Below are 19,377 nucleotides of genomic sequence, written 5' to 3' on the forward strand. Positions count from 1 at the left end.
AGGTTGCTTATTTTATAAAGAAAAATGCATAGGAAATGGGTATTTTTATGATATTCGTTAAGAAACCCTAAATGTACACAGATAGTATCCTTAATTCCAGTAATATATATGGAAAGTCCTGTTTGCATAATTATGCCTGTATATTGTATCGTATCCCTTTGCCAGTCATCGAATTATTTATAACGGCTAAAGCATTTAACATGCAATGATAAAGGTCATGGCATCCGGAGTATTTGACATACTGCATTTAGGGCATGTGCATTACTTAAGGGAATCAAAATCCTTTGGCGATTATCTTGTCGTGGTTATTGCTTCAGATTATACAGCACAGAAACATGGAAAGGAACTGGTATTCAATGAAAATGAACGTTCTGCCCTTGTATCAGAACTGAAGATGGTGGATGAGGTGATGGTAGGCCATAGTGATGATAATATATTCAAAACTGTTGCAGAATTGAAACCGGATATAATTACACTGGGATATGACCAGAAATTTGATGATTCCTATATTGAAACTGAATGCAAAAAACTCGGGCTAAATACAAAGGTGAGGAGGACATCGCCATACGACGGGACAATAAACAGTTCCTCAAAAATAAGGCAAAAAATTCTTGAATCTATCTGAAATGGCACTATTAATTCAATAAAGAGAAAATGGATTATAGATAGCTAAAATGGATTAACGAATAACAATCAAAAAAAACAATTATAAAATATAGGTAATATTACAGGTAAATTTTAATTAATTCCCTGATTGTTCTGGTTTCTGGTTGATTCTTCATACCTTTTCTGGATAGCCTGTTCCAGCTCCTTGTATTTCTCTTCCAGTGTCTTTTGCTGGTTTTCAAGTGTTTTAAGCCTCATCTGGCTCAGTTCCTTCTGCTCTTCCAGGTCAGAAACAAGTTTTTCCCTGTCATCAATCTTATAAATAATAGGTCCTACATTTTTATATATCGGGGCATCTTTACCTACTGTATTCAGTTCTTTAAGCGTTTTGTCAAGTTCTTTAACCTTCATGTCAATCTGATATCTCTGGTTTGCAACTTGCTCTATCTGTGCCTGCATGTCCTGTGCCTGTTTTATCTGGTTCTGCAAATATGCATTTAAGTTAGGTTCTACCATATATCTTCCTCCATTATTTTTTTAGTTACGTTCAATACCCTTGTTATTGAGGAAACACTGGCCCTTAAAGATGAAGTGTCAGGGGCTGTAATTATTATATATATACTGGAATTATCTTCCTTAACAGCAACACTTGACCTTCCAAATGTTTCCGTGACCTCTGGCCTTATAGCTTCCAGGTATTTTATGTACTCTGATTTCTTCAGGGTGAGTTTAACTCTGAACATTTCTACGTCATTATGATATATTATTATATAACTATTTGTCAGTTTTCAATGTGTTAAAATGTAGCATATTCCTTAACCTATAGCCTGCAATTTTTTATTTTTCCTGATACTGATTTCATGGGAATAGTAAAGAACTGCAAAAATACATACAAATATTACAGCGGAGATCAGGGCAGGCAAATATAATGCTACTACAGCATCTTCAATGCACTGGAATAAGCCGAGAAGTGTATAGAATATTAAAGCATTTATGCTAAATTTCGAACTCCCAGGAAGTATTAACAATAAAACTGCAAAGATTGAAATGGATGCTATAAACCATCCTGCGAAGTTTGTGAGAGGAACACCAAAATATATGCCAGGCACTGCCCAGTGCCATAGATGTATGGAAAAGCGTGGATCAAAAGATAAATCAATTGCCACCATCAATATAGATGAGGTAACAATTTTCCCACGCCCTGCGAGCCATGAGAAATATAATAGTGAAGACCAGAGGAATGGAATAGCCACGGGAACACCCAATAGTTCAGGGCCGAGAATTGATGAATATATATACCTTCCAAATGGAATGCCTGTATGCACCCCTGAAAATTCAATAAAAAAGGCAAGGATGTAGGAAGCTGCAAAGAATTTCAGGGTGAAATTAGCACCTTTAAATTTTATTGAATGATAAAAGTAGAATGGTATAAATATTACCTCCATGAAGACAGACAGATCATAAATGTGGGTAAATATGTATGCAATTAGCATAACGATGCCAGATGCAAGGTACGCATAGGCAATGAGCCATTCAGTTTTCATTGGATAAACATGGTAAAACTCTATTTGATACTTTTCAGGATGCCTGCCACCGTATCTTTATATATACAGAATTTATCAGTTTCTGTGGCAGGCTTAAATTTATCCAATACATTCCTTGGAATAGCCCTTCTGCTAATATTTTCCCGGATCTTATATAGAAGGCTAAAACAGGGAATTAATGGAAGGCAGTATAAAACTGCAAGGCTATTCATAACACCTACCATTTATTTCCTGCTTCTTGTGTTCTTTATGGTTGCATTCATAGGGAATATAGATTATATTATTATAGTAATACTGCTCTGCGTTGTTGGAATTATCCCCGGATTTATCTATGGCGAGCGTGTAACATTTTTTGACAGGAACGGCCAGATTTTTTATAAAAGGTCTCCATATATACTTACCTTCTGGGCTGCAGGGTTTATGGTAAGAATATTGCTTGAATTCATTTTCCCTTCAAACCTGGAGATACAGTTTATAGTGGATACATTACTTGCTGTAACGCTTGGGCTCATTGTGGGAGAATCCATTAAAACCTACAGGAAATACAGGGAATATACAATGGAAAATAACCTTACTATAAATTAGTGTTTTCCGTATAAACAATCATCCCGGAGAAAACAGGATTTGCATACAGGTGTTTTTTTGCAGAAATCTTTTCCAAGGTTTACGATCATGCCATGAAAATTTTTAAGCTGATCTATTTCAGAAAATTCTTCTTCTGCGTAATTCCTTATTTCTTTTCTTGAAAAGTCCTTTCCATAAAATCTTTTGAAAAATCTCAGTGTATATGCATCAACGACAAATACCGGATAGTCAAGGGCATAGAGCATTATAGACTCCATGGTTTCGTTTCCAACGCCGTTAAGCCCCATGATAAATCCTTCTATTTCTTTAATGTCTTTATTTTTCATCCCGGGCAGATTGCCATATTTTTCTGTGATTTCCTTTGAGAGGGTAAGAAGGTAGCGGCTCTTCTGGTTATAGAACCCGGAACTCTTAATAAGTTCCTTCAATCTCTCCTGATCAGTTGTGGCTATTTCATTCAGGGTATAAACATGATTTTCTTTCATTTTTTTCAAAGCCTTTTCCACATTTTTCCACGATGTATTCTGTGTAAGTATAGTTCCAATTACAGTCTCATCATCAGTTTCTGAAGGCCACCATTCCAGGTTTCCATAGTAAACATACAGTAAATTGTATAGGTCCCCGAACATTATACTGTTATGGTTAAATTATTAAAAAATATTTTTGTTGCATTAATTCAGTATGAGATTTAAATATAGAAAAAATAACCAGGTATTATTTCAGGACACTCAGGGCAACAAGGGCGTCAAGGAAATATTGTATGGCAAAGCCTGCAACAAGAAGCCCGAAAATTCTTGTTATTGCTGTCATCACCTTGTCTCCCAGCAGGCTTAATATTTTAGATGAATATATGAAGAAAAAATACACGATGACAAGCACCAGAAGCACAGAAACAATAGTAAGAATTTTTGTGAATAAGTCACCCTTCATGAGGATAATAACAAGAGATATGGCACCCGGGCCAGCGAGAAGTGGGGTTGCAAATGGAACTATTCCCATGTTTTTTGAACTGTCTACGGACGTATCAGGTTTAGCTCCCTGCCTGACCATTTCTATTCCCATGAGCAGGAGTATTATGCCGCCTGCAATTTCCAGTGCTTCTATGGATATACCAAAAAATTCTATTATAAGCCCCCCTGCCAGTGCGAAAAGTATTATTATAATTCCAGCATAAAAAACAGCATCCCTTGAAATGGTCCTTCGTGTATCGCGGTTGAAGGAGCCGGTCATGCTTACAAATATTGCAAGGCTTCCGAATGGATCTATAACCACAAAAAGTGGCATGAATACTTTCAGGAAGTCTGTGCTAAATGTCATATTACTGTATAGTAATGATATATATAAATTGAATTTTTTTTATTTATTTAACCAGATGGTAATGTATTATTATATAATACGCTGCGGCTGAAAAAGCAAAAAATATTATATGATTTTTATATGAGTCAAAAATGAAAGTGCTTATTCTGGGCATTGACGGATACATCGGTTTTCCTCTTGCACTGAGGCTTCTTGATAGAGGATATGAAGTATATGGTGCCGACAATTTTTATACACGCAGAAGGGTAAAAAATGTAGGTTCTAAATCTGCGGTAAAGATTAATTCTTTTGCCACACGGAACAAAAAACTGAATAATGCCATTAAGTTTTACATGGGCGATGTTAGCAATCCGAAATTTGTATACGATATAATAAGGGATTCAGGGGCAGATGCCATAGTCCACCTGGCCGAACAGCGTTCTGCACCCTATTCAATGATATCACTTAAAACGGCTACTGAAACACTGGACAAAAATATAGAAAGCACAATGAATATAATATATGCGGTAAAAGACCTGAACAGGGATATACATATAGTTAAACTCGGTTCCATGGGTGAATACGGAACACCGAATATTGATATACCTGAAGGATTCCTGGATGTCCAGTTCCATGGAAGAAGCGATAAATTGCCTTTCCCACGGATGGGGCAATCCTGGTACCACCTGTCAAAAATTTTTGACACTTACAACCTGATGCTTGCAAACCGGATATGGGGGCTAAACGTCAGTGATGTTATGCAGGGTGTTGTTTATGGAACAAGAACTCCTGAGATTACAAAATACAAACTCTTTACCAGGTTCGACATTGACCAGATATACGGAACAGTGCTGAATAGATTCATTTCACAGGCAGTAATAGGATACCCGCTGACAGTGTATGGGAAAGGAGACCAGAAGCGTGCGTTTTTGTCGCTAGAAGATAGTGTAGAATGCCTTAACCTGATACTTGACCATCCTGCTGAAAATGAATATAAGGTATACAACCAGTTTGATGAATATTATCCATTAAATTATCTTGCAGAAACGGTTAAAAACAGGTATGAATCAATATATGGAAAGAAAGTAAGCATAAACCATGTGCCCAATCCCAGGGTGGAGATGGAAGACCACTATTATAATCCGGCAAACCAGAATTTAAAGGATATAGGCTACAGGAGACAGAGGTCACTGGAAGATGAAGTCCCTGTTATGATAAAGGATGTAAGAAACAACATAAATACAGTTTATAGCCTGAAGAATGTTATAAAGCCCTCAACTAACTGGAGATAAGTTTTCTGGAGAAATTATATGCCCTCCTGAGGATTTTATAATAATCATTGCTGTTTCCAATACTGAGCCAGTCTGATCTCCTTATCTTAAATGGAATAACTGTATTTCCATTAATTATGTGCCTATTTATTGCAGGTGTTAATTCTGTACCGTCCAGCAGATCCATCACATCCCTTTTAATTACATAGAACGCTGCAAGTGCATATTTTGAAGTGGGATGTTCAGGCTTCTCCACAACAGATTCCACAATGCCGTTTTTTATATTTGCCACGCCATATCTCTGGGGGTTGGGCACTGCCATTACGCTGAGAATGGTTTTGCCTGTTGACCTGTAAAGATCAACCATATTTTTTGTTTTATTCCTATCCAGTATGAGCCCATCGCCTGCATTCAATATGAAATCTCCTAGAATGTATTCTTTAGCCAGTGCTACGGCCTTTCCATAGCCTTCCGCCCGTTTCTGGTATATATATTCGGATTTTACATTCAGTGTTGAAAGATAATCTGCTGTATGCCTGTCCTTAGCATCCAGCACAATAAAAAACTTATCTGCTCCGGATAGTGATAGATTGTGGATTATGCACTCAAGAATAGGCCTGAGAACTATTTTCCCATTTCTGACAGCATAAACTGGAAGCATCTCTTTTCTCATGCCTTCAGGAAGGTTAGCCCGGGTTCCAAGCCCGGCAGCAGTTATAAGGGCGTCCATAAATGGTAATTGAATTCATTTTATTAATAATGTTGCTGTAACCGGTTCAATATAATATTAATAGTGATTAGCAATTATATATGGATGGAATGTTCAATATGCGGCGCTACTGCTGTATATGAGGTAAAATACAACGGTTCTGCACTGTGCAAAAACCACTTTATTACGTATGTGGAAAAGAGGGTGAAGCGTGAGATACGTGAACAGGTAGACTTTGGCAGTAAAAAAACCAGGATTTCTGTTGCAATCTCAGGTGGAAAAGATAGTTCTGCAACATTATATCTGCTACACAAAATATTATCGGAGAGGAGAAACCTTGAACTTACAGCATTCACTGTGGATGAGGGCATAGAGGGGTACAGGAGCACAGGGCTCGAGAAGGCCAGAAAATTGTGTGAAAATCTGGGAATTGAACATAATGTAATATCATACAAGGAAAACTATGGCTATTCACTGGATGAAATAATGAAAATAGACAAAAAAACTATTTCATGTTCCCACTGTGGCCCTATGAGGAGGCAATTAATGAACAGGATATCAGAATATACCGAATCTGATTACGTTGCTCTGGGCATTAACCTTGACGATTATGCACAATCAATACTGATGAATGTTGCAAAGGGAGATGTAGCACGCTACGCAAGGATGGCCCCCCATTCCTATACGAGGGAGGGTTTAGTGCCAAGAATATTGCCCCTGAGAAAAATACCTGAGAAGGAGGTTGTGCTTTACGCTATTTTAAATGGCATAGATTTTGACTCCAGCTGGTGCCCCTACTATAGCATGGCACAGAGAAATTCATTCAGGGATATTATAGAAAAACTTGAAAAGGAAACTCCAGGGACAAAATTTGCAATAGTAAAATTCTTTGATGAAACGAGGAAATCAATCAGGGAACACTATGTCAATGAAAATGTTAAGTTAAATTCGTGTAAAATATGCGGTGCACCAACTCCCGGAGAGATATGCGAGGTCTGCTCTGATCTTGAGCATATAAGGGCAATAGATAATGAAACATAGAAATATTTATTTAATTTCTAATAATAGGGGGTCTACGGGGTTGTAGCTTAGCTTGGTTGGAGCACCCGGCTGATAACCGGGAGGTCACCGGTTCAAATCCGGTCAGCCCCATTTTTATTTTAATACTTTAAATAATTCTATTAACCGGGATTTATATTAATCGATTCAGAATGTAGTTTTATACAGATATGTGAGAAGAGGGCAACTGTAGTTTTGCAGATGCCAGTGGCCAGTATTAGTCTGGATTTTTCAAATCATTAACATGCTTATCTCATTATACCGGATTTTCTCTTTGAAATGCCTTATATAGTGATTTACTCAAATCTAATTCAGGACACAACACTCAAATGTGAATATATGAATTTATTGATTAAAAAATTCAGTGCATGCCGATTGAAATGGTATATCCACTATTGCATATACAATTTGTCGCATCATTGCTGTAATGGCTGTGGAGGATTTTTCTTTTTTTTGCTAATTATAATCTTTCTGAGTTCAATCCATGAACTTGATAGCACTGAAACTATTATGATCAAAACCCAATTTCTGTATTCAATGGTTGATGTGTCTATGATAGCGTGTAGTGGCGTGAAAATAGTTATAACTATGAGGGCTCCTACAACTATTAATCCCCATGATAAGATCACCCAGTTAGAAAAAAATGACCTCTGTGAAACAGGTTCGCGCTCTGTCCTGAGGTTCTGGGCAAGGATCACCTGGGAAAGTATCCAGGTTGCAAAGGCTGCCGTCTGTGCCTGGATGATATCTGCTTCACTATAGTATATGTATAGATATATGAAAGTAACCGCAAGAAATACTCCAAGGGCACTTGTCAGGATAGAAATTATCATAGGCCTGTCCATGAAATCTGCACCCCGTTTCTGTGGTGCTGCATGCAGGATGCCTGGTTCATCCCGCTCTTTCAAAAATCCCCAGAGCGCACCAACATCCATGAACATCTCCATTATTATAATCTGTATCGGCATAAAGGGGAAGGGGATGATCAATAGTATCGGGACAAGAAGAATCAAAATCAGAGAAATCTTAACTGCAATATAGTACCTGATGCCTTTTTTTAGCGTATATTGCATCTTTCTGCCCTCGAAGACTGCCTCTGCTATAGTATGGAAATTATCATCTTCCAGTACTATGTCTGAAGCTTCCTTGGCAACTTCAGTTCCTCTTTTTCCCATTGATATGCCAATTTCAGCTGCTCTCAATGCAGAAGCGTCATTTGCACCATCGCCAGTCACAGCAACAATTTCACCATTCTTTTGCAGTGCCTTTACAATTCGCAGCTTCTGATCATGTGTTATTCTTGCAAAGATAGATGTTTTCTCAATGGCTTTAGAAAGCTCATCATCTGGCATAGCCCGGATTTGATCTCCAGTGAGTGTTGATTCCGCATTTTCTATGCCAACCATTTTTCCAATAGTTTCTGCTGTTACCGGATAGTCTCCCGTGAGCATTATTACTCTAATTCCTGCATTCTGACAGAGCTTTACAGCGTTCTTTACTCCTTTCCCTGGAGGGTCTATGAAGCTGATCATGCCTATGAATATCATATCACTATCGACAATATCTCTCTCTTCCGCCTGCCCATTTATTCTTTTATAGGCGAAAGCTATGGTCCTCTCACCAACTTTTGCCACCTCATTTATAGCATCCCTGATAAGTTTTAAATCATCCTCCGATTTGACTTTATTTGAAGATTCATCCACCATTACCTTTGTGCATCTTGATAAAACAACTTCGGGGGCGCCACTTGTGTATGCAACATAACCATCATGAACCGAATAAACATAACTTGCACGTTTTATGTTGCTGTCAAAACCGAATCGGCCAGTTATCTGGTATTCACTTTCTAATTCATGAATATCAAGTCCAGAATTAATTGCATATTTCAGTATTGCTACCTCCATCGGGTCTTTGTATCCCTCAGAAAATTTCTGTTCAATTTCCAAATTTCCTGTAGCAAGTACCGCTGATTTAAGAAAACTGGAGTTGGTCCCTTGAGCAGCCTCGTATAATTTTCCACCAGTAAGAATATGATTAACTTTCATAGCATTTTCTGTGATAGTTCCAGTCTTATCTGTGGCAATAACTGTAACGCTACCCAGAGTTTGTGCGGCAGTAAGACCTTTAACAATGGCTTTCTTCTTCGATAGGGAATATGCCCCTATTGCCAGGGTGATTGTTATCAAAATTGGTATCTCTTCGGGAACTGTGGCAAATGCCATAGAAAGACCCATTAATATCATCTGATCCAATGGGTCACCGTGCACATAGCCGATTAATGGAATTAGGGCGCTGAAGAAAACTGCTATTACTATCAGGAGCCGGGCAGTTTTATTCAATGACTTTTCTAAAGGTGTTGGAATCTCTTTATGGTTCTTTACGGATTCAGAAATTTTCCCGATTTCTGTTTTCAACCCGGTAGATGTAACTGCAAATTTACCGTTTCCCTGCACCACAAGTGTTCCGGAAACTACCCTGTGCATATTTGCACCCGGCTGGGTTTCAGCTACATCATAACTGACCTTGTTTACAGGATATGATTCTCCCGTAACAAGTGATTCATCAATATATAAGCCGGAGGAACTTACAACAATGCCATCTGCCGGGACCATGTCTCCTGTTCTAAGGTATACAATATCGCCGGGCACTAACACGCTGGTGGATTTTTCCAGCAGTGAACCGTTCCTTAAAACCCATGTTTTCGGAGTAACCATGCTGTGAAGTGCCTGTATAGATATCTGGGCCTTTTTTACATTATAAACTTCGATTAATATCACGGCAAAAACTATAATGATTACAGTAAAGGATTCAAATGGGGTTCCTATTAGAAAATATATGATTCCAATAACCACAAGAACAAGTATTAGCGGTTCTTTTAACTGGTCCAGAAAAATCTGGAGAATACCATGTTTTTTGGCTTCAGGGATAGCATTTAAACCGTAACTTTGAATTCTGCGTGTTGCTTCTGATTCAGTCAGCCCATTTTCAACATCAACCCCGAGAGATTTGAGAATGTTTTCCACGTCTTCGATCTCGTGATTAAATGTTTCCTTCCCCATATATAAGAAGGATTATGTGCTATAAAAAAGGTTGTAATAAACATTTTTGTTTTAAAAGTTGTGCTTATAATTTTGTTTAAATATGAACTCCTGTTATGATGAAAACATTAATTGAATTTCCTGAACTTATACTGTTAAAAGGAATTCTTTAAATGGCTGCTAGATATTTGTTATTATGACTAACAAGGTGGGGATACCGGTAAACGGAAGCAACGTAAGCGGACCTGGAGAGGGAACAGAAATTCATATATTTGAGGTTGAAAATACAAAATATAAACTTGTGGAAAGTTATGAAAATCCAGCAATAAAAGCCACTTCAACAAGAGGTATACATATGCTGAAATCAGTTCTCTCAAAGAATGTGAATGCAATTATAGTATCTGAAATTGGAGCGCCTGGCGTCAATTTTCTTAAGAACAAAATTAAGATATATTATGCAAACAATATGAATGAGAACGAAGCCATGGAATTTTATATAAATAGCAAACTGGAAGAAATCACAGTTGCGACACATGAATCGCCACACCATGATGGAAATACCCACAAATTATAATTTAACACTGTTCAGATAAAAATCTGCAATATGGAAAGAAATATATCGCTTCTGGAACAATTTATATTTAAAATTTATAAATATATAACATTAGTTTTGTTTTAATTTGTATCCACAGTTAGGGCAGTATATCATATCTTCAGTAACAGGATATCCGCAATGCGGGCATCTGTGTGCTGTATCTGGTAGATTCTCATCATTATTTTCGGCCATATTTTCCCTTAGATTCTGGTATGGATTCTTCTTGTCATTGCCGAAAACGGCCATCCCTATATTTGCCCTGGGTGCCCTGGCCTTTGCCATATCTATTTCATGCTTTTTAATTTCCAGTGCTTCCCTTTCCTTTCTGGTTGATTCATCTTTTTTGCATATGGTAGCCAGTCTGGTAATCTGGTCAACCCACATTTTTGATTTTTTTATAGCAAAATCTGCTCTTGCCAGTTTCCTGGAATCGTCGTAGTATTCGATAGTCAGTACCTGTTTTGTGAACAGTGCGAATGCTGGGGCAGCATAATTAGCATTCTCCACATTGTATAAAAAAAGATTTAAATCCATGACTGCTGGAGATGCCCTGAACATAGATCTATGCCCGTTTTTTTCGAATATAATCCTCTTATCTGTTAAGAAAAGTAACCCCTTTATATAAACATTATTTTCGATTTTTTTGGCCTTCGCATTCAGGAACTCATGTTCATCACTTTCGTAAATAGGCATTACATACATATATTATATAAGATAATAAATTTTATCAATTAAATTGGAACATTATTATAAGTTCTATGCTTCTTTAGTAAAAATAACATCAACATAGTTCTATATTTTTTGATACGATGTTAATCCTGTTATCAACTTTATATAATAATATCAGGGAATTATAGCTTATAAAGGAAACATTATTGCGAGATGGCTCGTAATATTTATTTAAAGCGATATTTTTATATGGTATTCAGTGTTTCTATGCCTCCCGGTATAATTTAATCGCTGGCATAAAATAACATTTAAATATTCTTGTGTTTTTATTTTAATATGGAACATACAGATATCCATGCACCACATGGAAATAAACTAAACACAAAGGGATGGTCACAGGAAGGGGCTATGAGATTGCTGATGAATAACCTTGACCCGATGGTGGCTAAGGACCCTGCAAATCTTATTGTATATGGCGGCAAGGGAAAAGCAGCAAGAAACTGGGAAGCATATGATAAAATTATAGAGTCACTCAAATCACTTGAAAATGACGAAACTCTTCTTGTGCAATCGGGCAAGCCTGTTGGAATTTTCAGGACGACAAAGGAGGCACCAAGGGTTCTTATAGTAAATGCTCAGATAGTCCCGCACTGGGCCACCGATGATGTATTCTGGGACCTGGAAGCAAGAGGGCTTACCATGTTCGGGCAGATGACTGCGGGGTCATGGGTTTATATAGGGACACAGGGAGTATTGCAGGGGACGTATGAAACTCTGTATGCACTTGCAAAAAAAGTATACCACAGTGACAATCTGAAAGGAAAATGGTTTTTATCTGCAGGCCTGGGAGAAATGGGAGGAGCCCAGCCACTGGCTGCCAAGATGAATGGATGCACAAGCATTATTGTTGAGGTGGACAAGGAGAAAATTAATAGAAGATTAAGGGACAAATATCTGGATACATATACAGAAACACTTGATGAGGCACTTAAACTAAAGGATGAGGCGATTAAATCCGGAAAACCTGTATCTATTGCTGTACTGGGAAATGCTGCAACAGTTTACCAGGAATTGCAGGATAAGGGAGTAGTGCCGGATATAGTATCTGACCAGACAGCAGCACATGATTTAAACCTTGGATATGTCCCTGAAGGCTACACCATAGCAAATTTCCAGAAATTCAGAGAAGAGAATCCTGAACAATTCAAGAAAAAGGTTTACGAAACAATAGTAAAACAGGTAAAATCCATGCTTTATTTCCAGTCAAAAGGCTCATCTGTATTTGATTATGGAAATGATATAAGGACAAGAGCTAAGGAAGGGGGATTAAGCAACGCCTTCGAAATTCAGGGATATGTACCTGCATACATACGCGACCTGTTTGCTGTTGGTTCCGGGCCATTCAGGTGGCTTGCCCTATCGGGGAATCCTGATGATATTAAAAAAATAGATGATGCCATATTGAAGAATATAGATGATAAACATCTAACGGACTGGATTAAGCTTGCAAAGGAATACGTTCACTTCCAGGGACTGCCAGCCAGAATCTGCTATGCATCCTATGGAGAAAGGGAAAAAATAGGCCTCATGATAAATGACATGGTAAGGAAAGGAGAACTTGAGGCGCCGGTAGCAATAGGCAGGGACCACCATGATACTGGATCTGTTGCATCTCCTTACAGGGAAACAGAGGCTATGAAGGATGGCAGCGACGCCATAGCAGACTGGCCCATACTCAACGCACTGCTGAATGCAATTTCAGGCGCCTCATGGGTATCTGTGCACCATGGAGGAGGTACAGGAATAGGAAATGCAATACATTCTGGGTTTGTAATAATTGCTGATGGAACAGATGATGCAGCGGAACGCATAAAGCGTGTTTTAAACGCTGACCCTGGAATTGGTGTGATAAGGCATGCAGATGCAGGTTATGAATCATCAAGGGATATAATAAAGAAAGGGCCTAAATTTAAAAGCCCATATTTCAGCAAATAATATTTTTTTATTTTTATTCCAATCTTATATTTTTCGTTTCCGGGAGCAATAGTGTAAGAAGTATTGCAATTATCATGATTACAGCTAAAAATATGTAAGCATTAAAATAATTTTTTCCATGTATAAGAAGCGACATTGCAATTACGCCTATAACTGCGCCTATCTTTCCCATCATTGATGAAAATCCATATGATGTGCCTCTGAACCGGGTAATTGTTACCTCTGCTGGAATTATTCCTACTGTTGCTCCATCGAAAGAATTGAATAACTCGAGGAAAGATACTATAACTATAATTCCTACAAGAAAATAATAATGCGGCAGAATGAGAAATAGAATAGCCATCATAAGAAAACCGGTAATCTGGATTCCTTTCCTTCCAAACTTATCCACCTTGATCATTACAAATACCCCTGATATTATTCCTATTACAAGGAAAAATGTGGTCAAAAGGGCATTGTCAACATTGGTCACAAAATGCCCCAGTTTCAATATTGTTGGAAGTGTAAGCGATAGGCCGTAGGCAACAATGTCGTAAAGAAACCAGATAAGTGCTGCTAAAATTATATTCTTGGAATATTTTTTCGAAAACATCTCAAGAAAGCCTGTTTTCTCTTTTTTCTCCTCCCAGAGTTTAGATTCCGGCAGGGAAAATCTCATAAATTCTACAATAATTGCAGGTATGACTGCAACACCGAGCATCAGGCGCCATCCTATATTTCCCAATGGAAACATAAAAACAGCAACTATTGCACTGCTGATAGACCCTACACTGAAGAAGACAGTTGCAAAGGCAAGATAGAATCCCCTTTTATCGGATGGAGTTACCTCTGCTATATATGAATTGGCAACAGGATATTCTGCTCCGAGGACAACACCAAGAAGTACCCGCGAGATAAAGAGCATATAAAAATTAACCGAAAATACTGAAATCATGTCAAACAATATAAAGAACAGAAGCGTTGAAAGATATACCCTACGCCTGCCAACAAGGTCACTCAGGTATCCAACAAGTATTGTTCCTATAATTGCACCTATTATTACTGATGCTATCAGTAGCCCATAATCAAGAGAATAATCACTGAGGTGTATATAATCCGGTATTAAAAGTACGGCGAATGCGATTACCGTTAACTGGTAGCCATCAAGAAGCATTCCAAATGCTGACAAAATTACTATTTTATTTGTACTTGCAGGTTTTTGCACTCTCCATTAACTACAGGTAACTTATTAAATTAACTACATGTCGATATATATGCTTATATAGATACATATAGATTTCAGAATTCACAGGTATATTTAAACCCGGGAATGTATCCTGCCAGCAATGTAGAGGAAATGTGAAATATTTTTATATATTCCGTTGACATATAAATATCATGCTGGAAATACGTATAGCAAATACATTTAAATAAAAATATATATAATATTAAAATAAGCCTTTTATGGAGAAGATAGGCGTTATAGGTGCCGGGATAACAGGGCTGTTCTCTGCGCTTAACCTTGCACTTGATGGTTATGACGTGACACTTTTTGATAGGGAATATATTCTTTCCGGTACTTCAGGTAAATTTCATGGAATGCTCCACAGCGGTTCCAGATATTCTGTAAATGATATGGAATCTGCAAAGGAATGCATACGTGAAAACACACTGCTTTCTAACACTGCCTCATTGTTTATTAAAAATACAGGTGGGTATTATCTTGCATTGAATGGTGCGGAGGCTGAATACGGCGATAAGCTTCTACAGAAAAATAAAGAAAACGGCATATCCACAGAAGAACTGGGTATTGATGAAATGCTTGACCTGGAACCAAATATTAATAAAAATATTTTAAGGGCATTCCGTGTTCCTGATAAAGTTATATATGCACACCCCTTCGCAGCGGCTGTGGCGGTGGAGGCACAGTTAATGGGTGCTAAGCTAAGGTTTAAATCAGAAGTCCTGAAAGCTGAAGTTAAGGGAAAAACTGTTGAATCTATAAAATACCGGTCACATAATAGAATAGTGGATGAGAAATTTGATTATATAATAAACACCACAGGGCCATGGTCAGGGCAACTTTTAAAATCCTTCGGTATAGGTGATTTTGAAGTCATGCCAACACTTGGTTACATGGCATCCTACGACTACTTATTTTCACATGGTATCTTAAACAGAATGAGGGAACCTTCAGATGGGGATATATTGCTGCCATATGGAAGCATGTCAGTTGCAGGCACAGTAGCAATTATATCAGATAATGTAAACAACAATGACATCGACCCGGAAGATCTTGATACCATGCTATCTGAAGTTGCGGAGATGGTCCCATCACTTTCCAGGCACAGATATAAAAAACTATATAGTTCCATGCGCCCGCTGATCAGGGAAGATTATTCAAGGGCTACAAGAGATTTCAGGATATACGAAAATATGAACAATTTATTCAGCATAATAGGCGGAAAATTCACAACGTCAAGGCTCATGGGGCAGGCGGTATCACAGAAACTTTCTGAAATTACAGGAACACATTCACAGGATACATCGAAAATCATCCTGAATGATACCTTCGATAAATTCATAGAAAAGCATAAGCAGGATTTAAACACAACATTCATGAATTATATAAGTTCATATGGCACCAGCATGGATTACGGTTACTTAACCCAGCTTGAAAGTGCTTTTATTTTCAACGAAGCCATAAGGCTGGGTGATTAAATGGAATTTAGCGGCAAAATAACCATAAAAAATAATAAAGGGAACGTTGCAGAATTTCTTTCCGACATTGATAATATAACACCTTGCCTCCCCGGGGTATATGACTTCCAGAATAATGGCGGTGAAATACAATGCAAACTAAAACTTGATATATCTGCTGCTAAAATTTCTGCCATGAGCAGTGTGACGGGGAAGATGTCGTTTCTATATAAGGTTGGATTAGATTCAATAAATATAGATGGGAGTGGGAGAATAGCGGGTTCAAAGGTGAAATTCAACATAAGCATATCCTACGAAAGCCATGGAGAAGAAACAGTACTGGATTGGAAAAGCTCATTTGACTTCGGGCTTATAGTAAAGATGATGGGTAAAGACAGGGTCAATGAAATATCCAGAGAAAACATAGACAGGACTATGGGCTGCATAACATCAAAATTAAATATTTAATAGAATTTCTTTGTAATTATTGATAAATTTTACATTATAACTGTAAATATTGTATAATCTTCAGATAATATTAGATTTTAATCGATAAATATTTAATAACACTAAAAAATTATTATCGTATGCTTACATTCATTTACGATTCAATATCCTGGGAAGAAAAGGAGTTAATTAAAGGGCTCCAGTCAGAAAGCATAAAACTGAATCTGGTTAATGCAAAGGATAATGCGCTAAACCTCACAGGAAAACTTGATTTTGAAGGACCTGCTGTTATCAGATGCATGAGTTCCAGGAGGTCTCTCTATTATTCATATATACTTGAATCACACGGAATTAAAACGATTAATTCCTTTAATACTTTTAGCATCGCAGGAAATAAAGTATTTACCACCTCTTATCTATATAAAAATGGAATAAAAACCCCGGAAACTTCTGTATCATTTTCACATGACAATGCTTTATCAACTGCAGATAATATGGGATACCCTGTAGTTTTTAAGCCAGCAAGTGGGAGCTGGGGTAGAATGATATCACTTTTAGAGAATGAGAATATTGCAGAAACAGTATTCTCAATGAATGATATGGTAAACGAAAATTCGTACTATCTTCAAAAATATGTAAAGAGGCCTCCAAGGGATGTAAGGGCAATAGTTGTGGGAGATAATATTTCTGCCACAATATACAGGTATTCAGGGGAGGGGTGGAAAACAAACCTCGCACTTGGCGGGAAGGTGGAAAAAGCAGTGCTGCCAGAATCCCAGCTTGACATACTTATAAGGGTTGCACATCTTTTTGACCCGGGCATAATTGGTATTGATGCCATGGAAACAGATGAAGGATTGGTTGTACATGAAATTAATTCAAGAGTTGAATTTAAAGGGGCTTCGAAGGTATATGGAAATAAAATAATAAATGATATTGTCCAGTATCTAAAAACACTTGATTAAGTTTAATAATAAAATAAAAATGTCAAAGTATGGAAGAAATATACCTTGACAAGAACGAAAATCCATTCAATGTACCGGAAAAGGTAAAAAAAGAATTCATAAACTATGCAAAGGATGCAGATTTTAACAGATACCCTGAAAAGGGGTTACCTTCCCTTATTAAAAAACTGGCAGGGCTCACCGGGTTTAGCAGTGAAAACATTATTGCAGCCAATGGCAGCGACGAATTGCTTGATATTTTAATCAGGCGTGCAGAAGGCGATATAGTTGTCAGTTCACCAACCTTTGAAATGTATTCATTCTATGCCAGAAATTATGGCCATAAGGCAATTGATGTCCCGCTCCGCAGCGATTTTTCCCTTGATGTTAATGGTATACTGGCGCAGAAGGATGCAAAACTTGTGGTAATATGTTCGCCAAATAATCCAACAGGGAATCTTATAGATAGAGAGAGCATAAAAAAAATTCTTGATTCCGGTGTAACAACCATACTTGACAATGCCTATTATGAATTTTCGGGTGAAGATTATACTGACCTTATTGCAAAATATAGCAATCTCATAATATTAAGGACATTTTCCAAGGCTTTTAGCCTTGCAGGAATGAGAATTGGATATGGCATAGCAGAGAGCAAATTTATATCTGAAATCAAAAAATTGCAGGCACCGTTTTATATGAATATACTTTCAGCTAAAATGGCAGAGATCATGATTGATAACTACAGCCTTATTGTAGAAAAAATAAAATATATTGTAGAGGAGAGGGAACGTGTTTACAATGAAATAAAGGATATAGCATACCCTAGCAGTGCAAACTTTCTTCTCCTTAAAAAAGATCTATATGGCTATATGGAAGAAAACGGGATACATATAAGAAAACTCCCGCTTGTAAAGGATAGGTCAAGATTAACCATAGGAACAAAGGATGAAAATAAAAGGGCAATTGAAGCAATTAAAAAATACGTAATGGAGAAATTTTAAGTTAAATTTTTCCCGGGGCATAATCCAGTACATTTTTATTTTTTATTCCGGACATCAAATAATGGTTAAAAGAATCAACAAGTGCCTCCTGCGGAACCATCCCTATGAACTCTGATCTTACCGGATAAACACCAAATCCCTTTGCCTCAGTTTTTACCGCTTCGAATATACGGTATACAGGATTTTTCCTGTAATTTACTATATTCATCGATATCTGTACAATATTTTTTTCCGGCATTTTGAAAGCCAGAGATTTAACGCAGGCAAAGCCACCATCCCTGGCCCTTATTGCAGAAGCTATTTTCCTCCCTATTTTTATGTCATCTGTATTGAGATAAATATTGTACGCAATAAGAAAATCTCTTGCGCCTATTATTGTTGCACCTGCCCTGCCTATTACTTCCGGACCGTAATCAGGAATGTAATTTCCGGTTCCTATAGCGCTTCTTAATTCCTCAATCTGGAATTTTTTGTTCCTTATATTTTCAAGATTTTTTCTTTCAGGTGTTTTTGCAGAATATGCATACATAAATACAGGTATTCCTAACTCCTTTCCTACTTTCTTTCCCAGCTCCTGTGAAAGTTCTATGCATTCCTCCATTGAAGTATCTTCCAGTGGAACCAGGGGCATTATATCTGTAGCTCCGAAACGTGGATGGAATCCTGTCTGTACATTCATATCTATATTTTCACCTGCGGTTTTGATCATATTAAATGCAAGGTCAATAACATTGTCTATGGGGCACACAACTGTAATAACACTTCTATTGTGGTCGTAGTCCATTTCAGAATCCAGTAATTTTGCATCAGGTACTGATTTTACATCTTTTTCAAGTAAATCAATTACTACTTTATTCCGCCCATCACTGAAATTGGGTATAAGTTCTACAAGCTTCATAGAATTAAATCCTGTAAATGGATATTAAATTATGCAAATTA

20 protein-coding genes and 1 tRNA gene are annotated in these 19,377 nt (G+C 37.4%); 11 read left to right on the forward strand and 10 right to left on the reverse strand.

Annotated features, from left to right (window positions below; translation table 11 throughout):
- Window positions 1-205: 205 nt before the first annotated feature.
- Window positions 206-625, forward strand: a complete 420-nt coding sequence (locus fad_RS06715; RefSeq protein WP_009886465.1) for an adenylyltransferase/cytidyltransferase family protein — start codon at window positions 206-208, stop codon at window positions 623-625.
- Window positions 626-738: 113 nt separating this feature from the next.
- Here the strand turns inward: fad_RS06715 and fad_RS06720 are convergent, their stop codons facing one another.
- The 3 genes from fad_RS06720 to fad_RS06730 all read right to left on the reverse strand — a co-directional run bounded on the left by fad_RS06720 (window position 739) and on the right by fad_RS06730 (window position 2,150).
- Window positions 739-1,122 carry a prefoldin subunit beta gene (locus fad_RS06720; protein WP_009886466.1) on the reverse strand — a complete coding sequence of 128 codons (384 nt, stop codon included), beginning with the start codon at window positions 1,120-1,122 and terminating at the stop codon, window positions 739-741.
- Window positions 1,116-1,349 (reverse strand): KEOPS complex subunit Pcc1, encoded by a 234-nt coding sequence (locus fad_RS06725; protein WP_009886467.1) that lies wholly within the window; start codon window positions 1,347-1,349, stop codon window positions 1,116-1,118. Before fad_RS06725 ends, fad_RS06720 begins: the two co-directional genes overlap by 7 nt.
- A 72-nt stretch (window positions 1,350-1,421) precedes the next feature.
- Window positions 1,422-2,150, reverse strand: coding sequence for a carotenoid biosynthesis protein (locus tag fad_RS06730; RefSeq protein WP_081142858.1), 729 nt, complete (start codon window positions 2,148-2,150; stop codon window positions 1,422-1,424).
- Window positions 2,151-2,234: 84 nt separating this feature from the next.
- Between fad_RS06730 and fad_RS06735 the strand changes: the two genes are divergently transcribed.
- Window positions 2,235-2,735, forward strand: a complete 501-nt coding sequence (locus fad_RS06735; RefSeq protein ID WP_196795585.1) for a DUF1453 family protein — start codon at window positions 2,235-2,237, stop codon at window positions 2,733-2,735.
- On the opposite strand, the gene fad_RS06740 is transcribed toward fad_RS06735, so the two are convergent.
- Both fad_RS06740 and fad_RS06745 read right to left on the reverse strand, forming a co-directional pair.
- Window positions 2,732-3,364 (reverse strand): endonuclease III domain-containing protein, encoded by a 633-nt coding sequence (locus fad_RS06740; RefSeq protein ID WP_081142860.1) that lies wholly within the window; start codon window positions 3,362-3,364, stop codon window positions 2,732-2,734. The genes fad_RS06735 and fad_RS06740 overlap by 4 nt on opposite strands.
- A gap of 85 nt (window positions 3,365-3,449) precedes the next feature.
- A complete protein-coding gene (locus fad_RS06745; RefSeq protein WP_009886471.1) occupies window positions 3,450-4,052 on the reverse strand; it encodes a MarC family protein in 603 nt (200 codons plus the stop codon).
- Window positions 4,053-4,183: 131 nt separating this feature from the next.
- On the opposite strand from fad_RS06745, the gene agl3 reads away from it, so the two are divergent.
- Window positions 4,184-5,323 carry a UDP-sulfoquinovose synthase gene (gene agl3, locus fad_RS06750; protein ID WP_081142861.1) on the forward strand — a complete coding sequence of 380 codons (1,140 nt, stop codon included), beginning with the start codon at window positions 4,184-4,186 and terminating at the stop codon, window positions 5,321-5,323.
- On the opposite strand, the gene fad_RS06755 is transcribed toward agl3, so the two are convergent.
- Entirely contained in the window at window positions 5,310-6,032 is a 723-nt protein-coding gene (locus tag fad_RS06755; protein ID WP_081142862.1) for a sugar phosphate nucleotidyltransferase, read from the reverse strand. The genes agl3 and fad_RS06755 overlap by 14 nt on opposite strands.
- 84 nt (window positions 6,033-6,116) lie before the next feature.
- On the opposite strand from fad_RS06755, the gene fad_RS06760 reads away from it, so the two are divergent.
- On the forward strand, window positions 6,117-7,052 hold the full coding sequence (locus fad_RS06760) for a TIGR00269 family protein (RefSeq protein ID WP_081142863.1): 936 nt from the start codon (window positions 6,117-6,119) through the stop codon (window positions 7,050-7,052).
- 36 nt (window positions 7,053-7,088) lie between these two features.
- Window positions 7,089-7,163 (forward strand) — tRNA-Ile (locus fad_RS06765).
- A 323-nt stretch (window positions 7,164-7,486) separates the two neighbouring features.
- On the opposite strand, the gene fad_RS06770 is transcribed toward fad_RS06765, so the two are convergent.
- On the reverse strand, window positions 7,487-10,129 hold the full coding sequence (locus fad_RS06770) for a cation-translocating P-type ATPase (RefSeq protein ID WP_081142864.1): 2,643 nt from the start codon (window positions 10,127-10,129) through the stop codon (window positions 7,487-7,489).
- 175 nt (window positions 10,130-10,304) lie between these two features.
- Here fad_RS06770 and fad_RS06775 point away from each other — a divergent pair, with 175 nt between their 5' ends.
- The gene (locus tag fad_RS06775) at window positions 10,305-10,682 is read left to right on the forward strand and encodes a NifB/NifX family molybdenum-iron cluster-binding protein (protein ID WP_081142865.1); all 378 of its coding nucleotides are present in this window, start codon (window positions 10,305-10,307) and stop codon (window positions 10,680-10,682) included.
- A 90-nt stretch (window positions 10,683-10,772) separates the two neighbouring features.
- Here the strand turns inward: fad_RS06775 and fad_RS06780 are convergent, their stop codons facing one another.
- Window positions 10,773-11,396: a zinc ribbon domain-containing protein gene (locus fad_RS06780; RefSeq protein ID WP_196795586.1), complete on the reverse strand. Its 624-nt coding sequence runs from the start codon at window positions 11,394-11,396 to the stop codon at window positions 10,773-10,775.
- Window positions 11,397-11,708: 312 nt separating this feature from the next.
- Here fad_RS06780 and hutU point away from each other — a divergent pair, with 312 nt between their 5' ends.
- Window positions 11,709-13,367, forward strand: a complete 1,659-nt coding sequence (hutU, locus tag fad_RS06785; RefSeq protein ID WP_081142867.1) for a urocanate hydratase — start codon at window positions 11,709-11,711, stop codon at window positions 13,365-13,367.
- A 13-nt stretch (window positions 13,368-13,380) separates the two neighbouring features.
- On the opposite strand, the gene fad_RS06790 is transcribed toward hutU, so the two are convergent.
- Window positions 13,381-14,571 carry an MFS transporter gene (locus fad_RS06790; RefSeq protein WP_081142868.1) on the reverse strand — a complete coding sequence of 397 codons (1,191 nt, stop codon included), beginning with the start codon at window positions 14,569-14,571 and terminating at the stop codon, window positions 13,381-13,383.
- A gap of 239 nt (window positions 14,572-14,810) precedes the next feature.
- Between fad_RS06790 and fad_RS06795 the strand changes: the two genes are divergently transcribed.
- From fad_RS06795 to hisC, 4 genes are all read left to right on the forward strand, one after another.
- Window positions 14,811-16,067 carry an FAD-dependent oxidoreductase gene (locus fad_RS06795; protein ID WP_081142869.1) on the forward strand — a complete coding sequence of 419 codons (1,257 nt, stop codon included), beginning with the start codon at window positions 14,811-14,813 and terminating at the stop codon, window positions 16,065-16,067.
- Window positions 16,068-16,514: a CoxG family protein gene (locus fad_RS06800; RefSeq protein ID WP_081142870.1), complete on the forward strand. Its 447-nt coding sequence runs from the start codon at window positions 16,068-16,070 to the stop codon at window positions 16,512-16,514.
- Window positions 16,515-16,633: 119 nt separating this feature from the next.
- Entirely contained in the window at window positions 16,634-17,458 is an 825-nt protein-coding gene (locus fad_RS06805) for a RimK family alpha-L-glutamate ligase (protein WP_081142871.1), read from the forward strand.
- A 29-nt stretch (window positions 17,459-17,487) separates the two neighbouring features.
- Entirely contained in the window at window positions 17,488-18,438 is a 951-nt protein-coding gene (hisC, locus tag fad_RS06810) for a histidinol-phosphate transaminase (RefSeq protein WP_009886495.1), read from the forward strand.
- Between the two features lies 1 nt (window position 18,439).
- Here the strand turns inward: hisC and ftcD are convergent, their stop codons facing one another.
- Window positions 18,440-19,336: a glutamate formimidoyltransferase gene (gene ftcD / locus fad_RS06815; protein WP_009886496.1), complete on the reverse strand. Its 897-nt coding sequence runs from the start codon at window positions 19,334-19,336 to the stop codon at window positions 18,440-18,442.
- Window positions 19,337-19,377 lie beyond the last annotated feature (41 nt).

This window comes from Ferroplasma acidiphilum (assembly GCF_002078355.1).
Classification (GTDB): domain Archaea; phylum Thermoplasmatota; class Thermoplasmata; order Thermoplasmatales; family Thermoplasmataceae; genus Ferroplasma; species Ferroplasma acidiphilum.

Excerpts from the sequence above, each read along its gene's own strand:
- fad_RS06715 (WP_009886465.1), top strand. The coding sequence starts at position 206 with ATGATAAAGGTCATGGCATCCGGAGTATTTGACATACTGCATTTAGGG.
- fad_RS06720 (WP_009886466.1), bottom strand. The coding sequence starts at position 1,122 with ATGGTAGAACCTAACTTAAATGCATATTTGCAGAACCAGATAAAACAG.
- fad_RS06725 (WP_009886467.1), bottom strand. The coding sequence starts at position 1,349 with ATGTTCAGAGTTAAACTCACCCTGAAGAAATCAGAGTACATAAAATAC.
- fad_RS06730 (WP_081142858.1), bottom strand. The coding sequence starts at position 2,150 with ATGAAAACTGAATGGCTCATTGCCTATGCGTACCTTGCATCTGGCATC.
- fad_RS06740 (WP_081142860.1), bottom strand. The coding sequence starts at position 3,364 with ATGTTCGGGGACCTATACAATTTACTGTATGTTTACTATGGAAACCTG.
- fad_RS06745 (WP_009886471.1), bottom strand. The coding sequence starts at position 4,052 with ATGACATTTAGCACAGACTTCCTGAAAGTATTCATGCCACTTTTTGTG.
- agl3 (WP_081142861.1), top strand. The coding sequence starts at position 4,184 with ATGAAAGTGCTTATTCTGGGCATTGACGGATACATCGGTTTTCCTCTT.
- fad_RS06755 (WP_081142862.1), bottom strand. The coding sequence starts at position 6,032 with ATGGACGCCCTTATAACTGCTGCCGGGCTTGGAACCCGGGCTAACCTT.
- fad_RS06760 (WP_081142863.1), top strand. The coding sequence starts at position 6,117 with ATGGAATGTTCAATATGCGGCGCTACTGCTGTATATGAGGTAAAATAC.
- fad_RS06770 (WP_081142864.1), bottom strand. The coding sequence starts at position 10,129 with ATGGGGAAGGAAACATTTAATCACGAGATCGAAGACGTGGAAAACATT.
- fad_RS06775 (WP_081142865.1), top strand. The coding sequence starts at position 10,305 with ATGACTAACAAGGTGGGGATACCGGTAAACGGAAGCAACGTAAGCGGA.
- fad_RS06780 (WP_196795586.1), bottom strand. The coding sequence starts at position 11,396 with ATGCCTATTTACGAAAGTGATGAACATGAGTTCCTGAATGCGAAGGCC.
- hutU (WP_081142867.1), top strand. The coding sequence starts at position 11,709 with ATGGAACATACAGATATCCATGCACCACATGGAAATAAACTAAACACA.
- fad_RS06795 (WP_081142869.1), top strand. The coding sequence starts at position 14,811 with ATGGAGAAGATAGGCGTTATAGGTGCCGGGATAACAGGGCTGTTCTCT.
- fad_RS06800 (WP_081142870.1), top strand. The coding sequence starts at position 16,068 with ATGGAATTTAGCGGCAAAATAACCATAAAAAATAATAAAGGGAACGTT.
- fad_RS06805 (WP_081142871.1), top strand. The coding sequence starts at position 16,634 with ATGCTTACATTCATTTACGATTCAATATCCTGGGAAGAAAAGGAGTTA.
- hisC (WP_009886495.1), top strand. The coding sequence starts at position 17,488 with ATGGAAGAAATATACCTTGACAAGAACGAAAATCCATTCAATGTACCG.
- ftcD (WP_009886496.1), bottom strand. The coding sequence starts at position 19,336 with ATGAAGCTTGTAGAACTTATACCCAATTTCAGTGATGGGCGGAATAAA.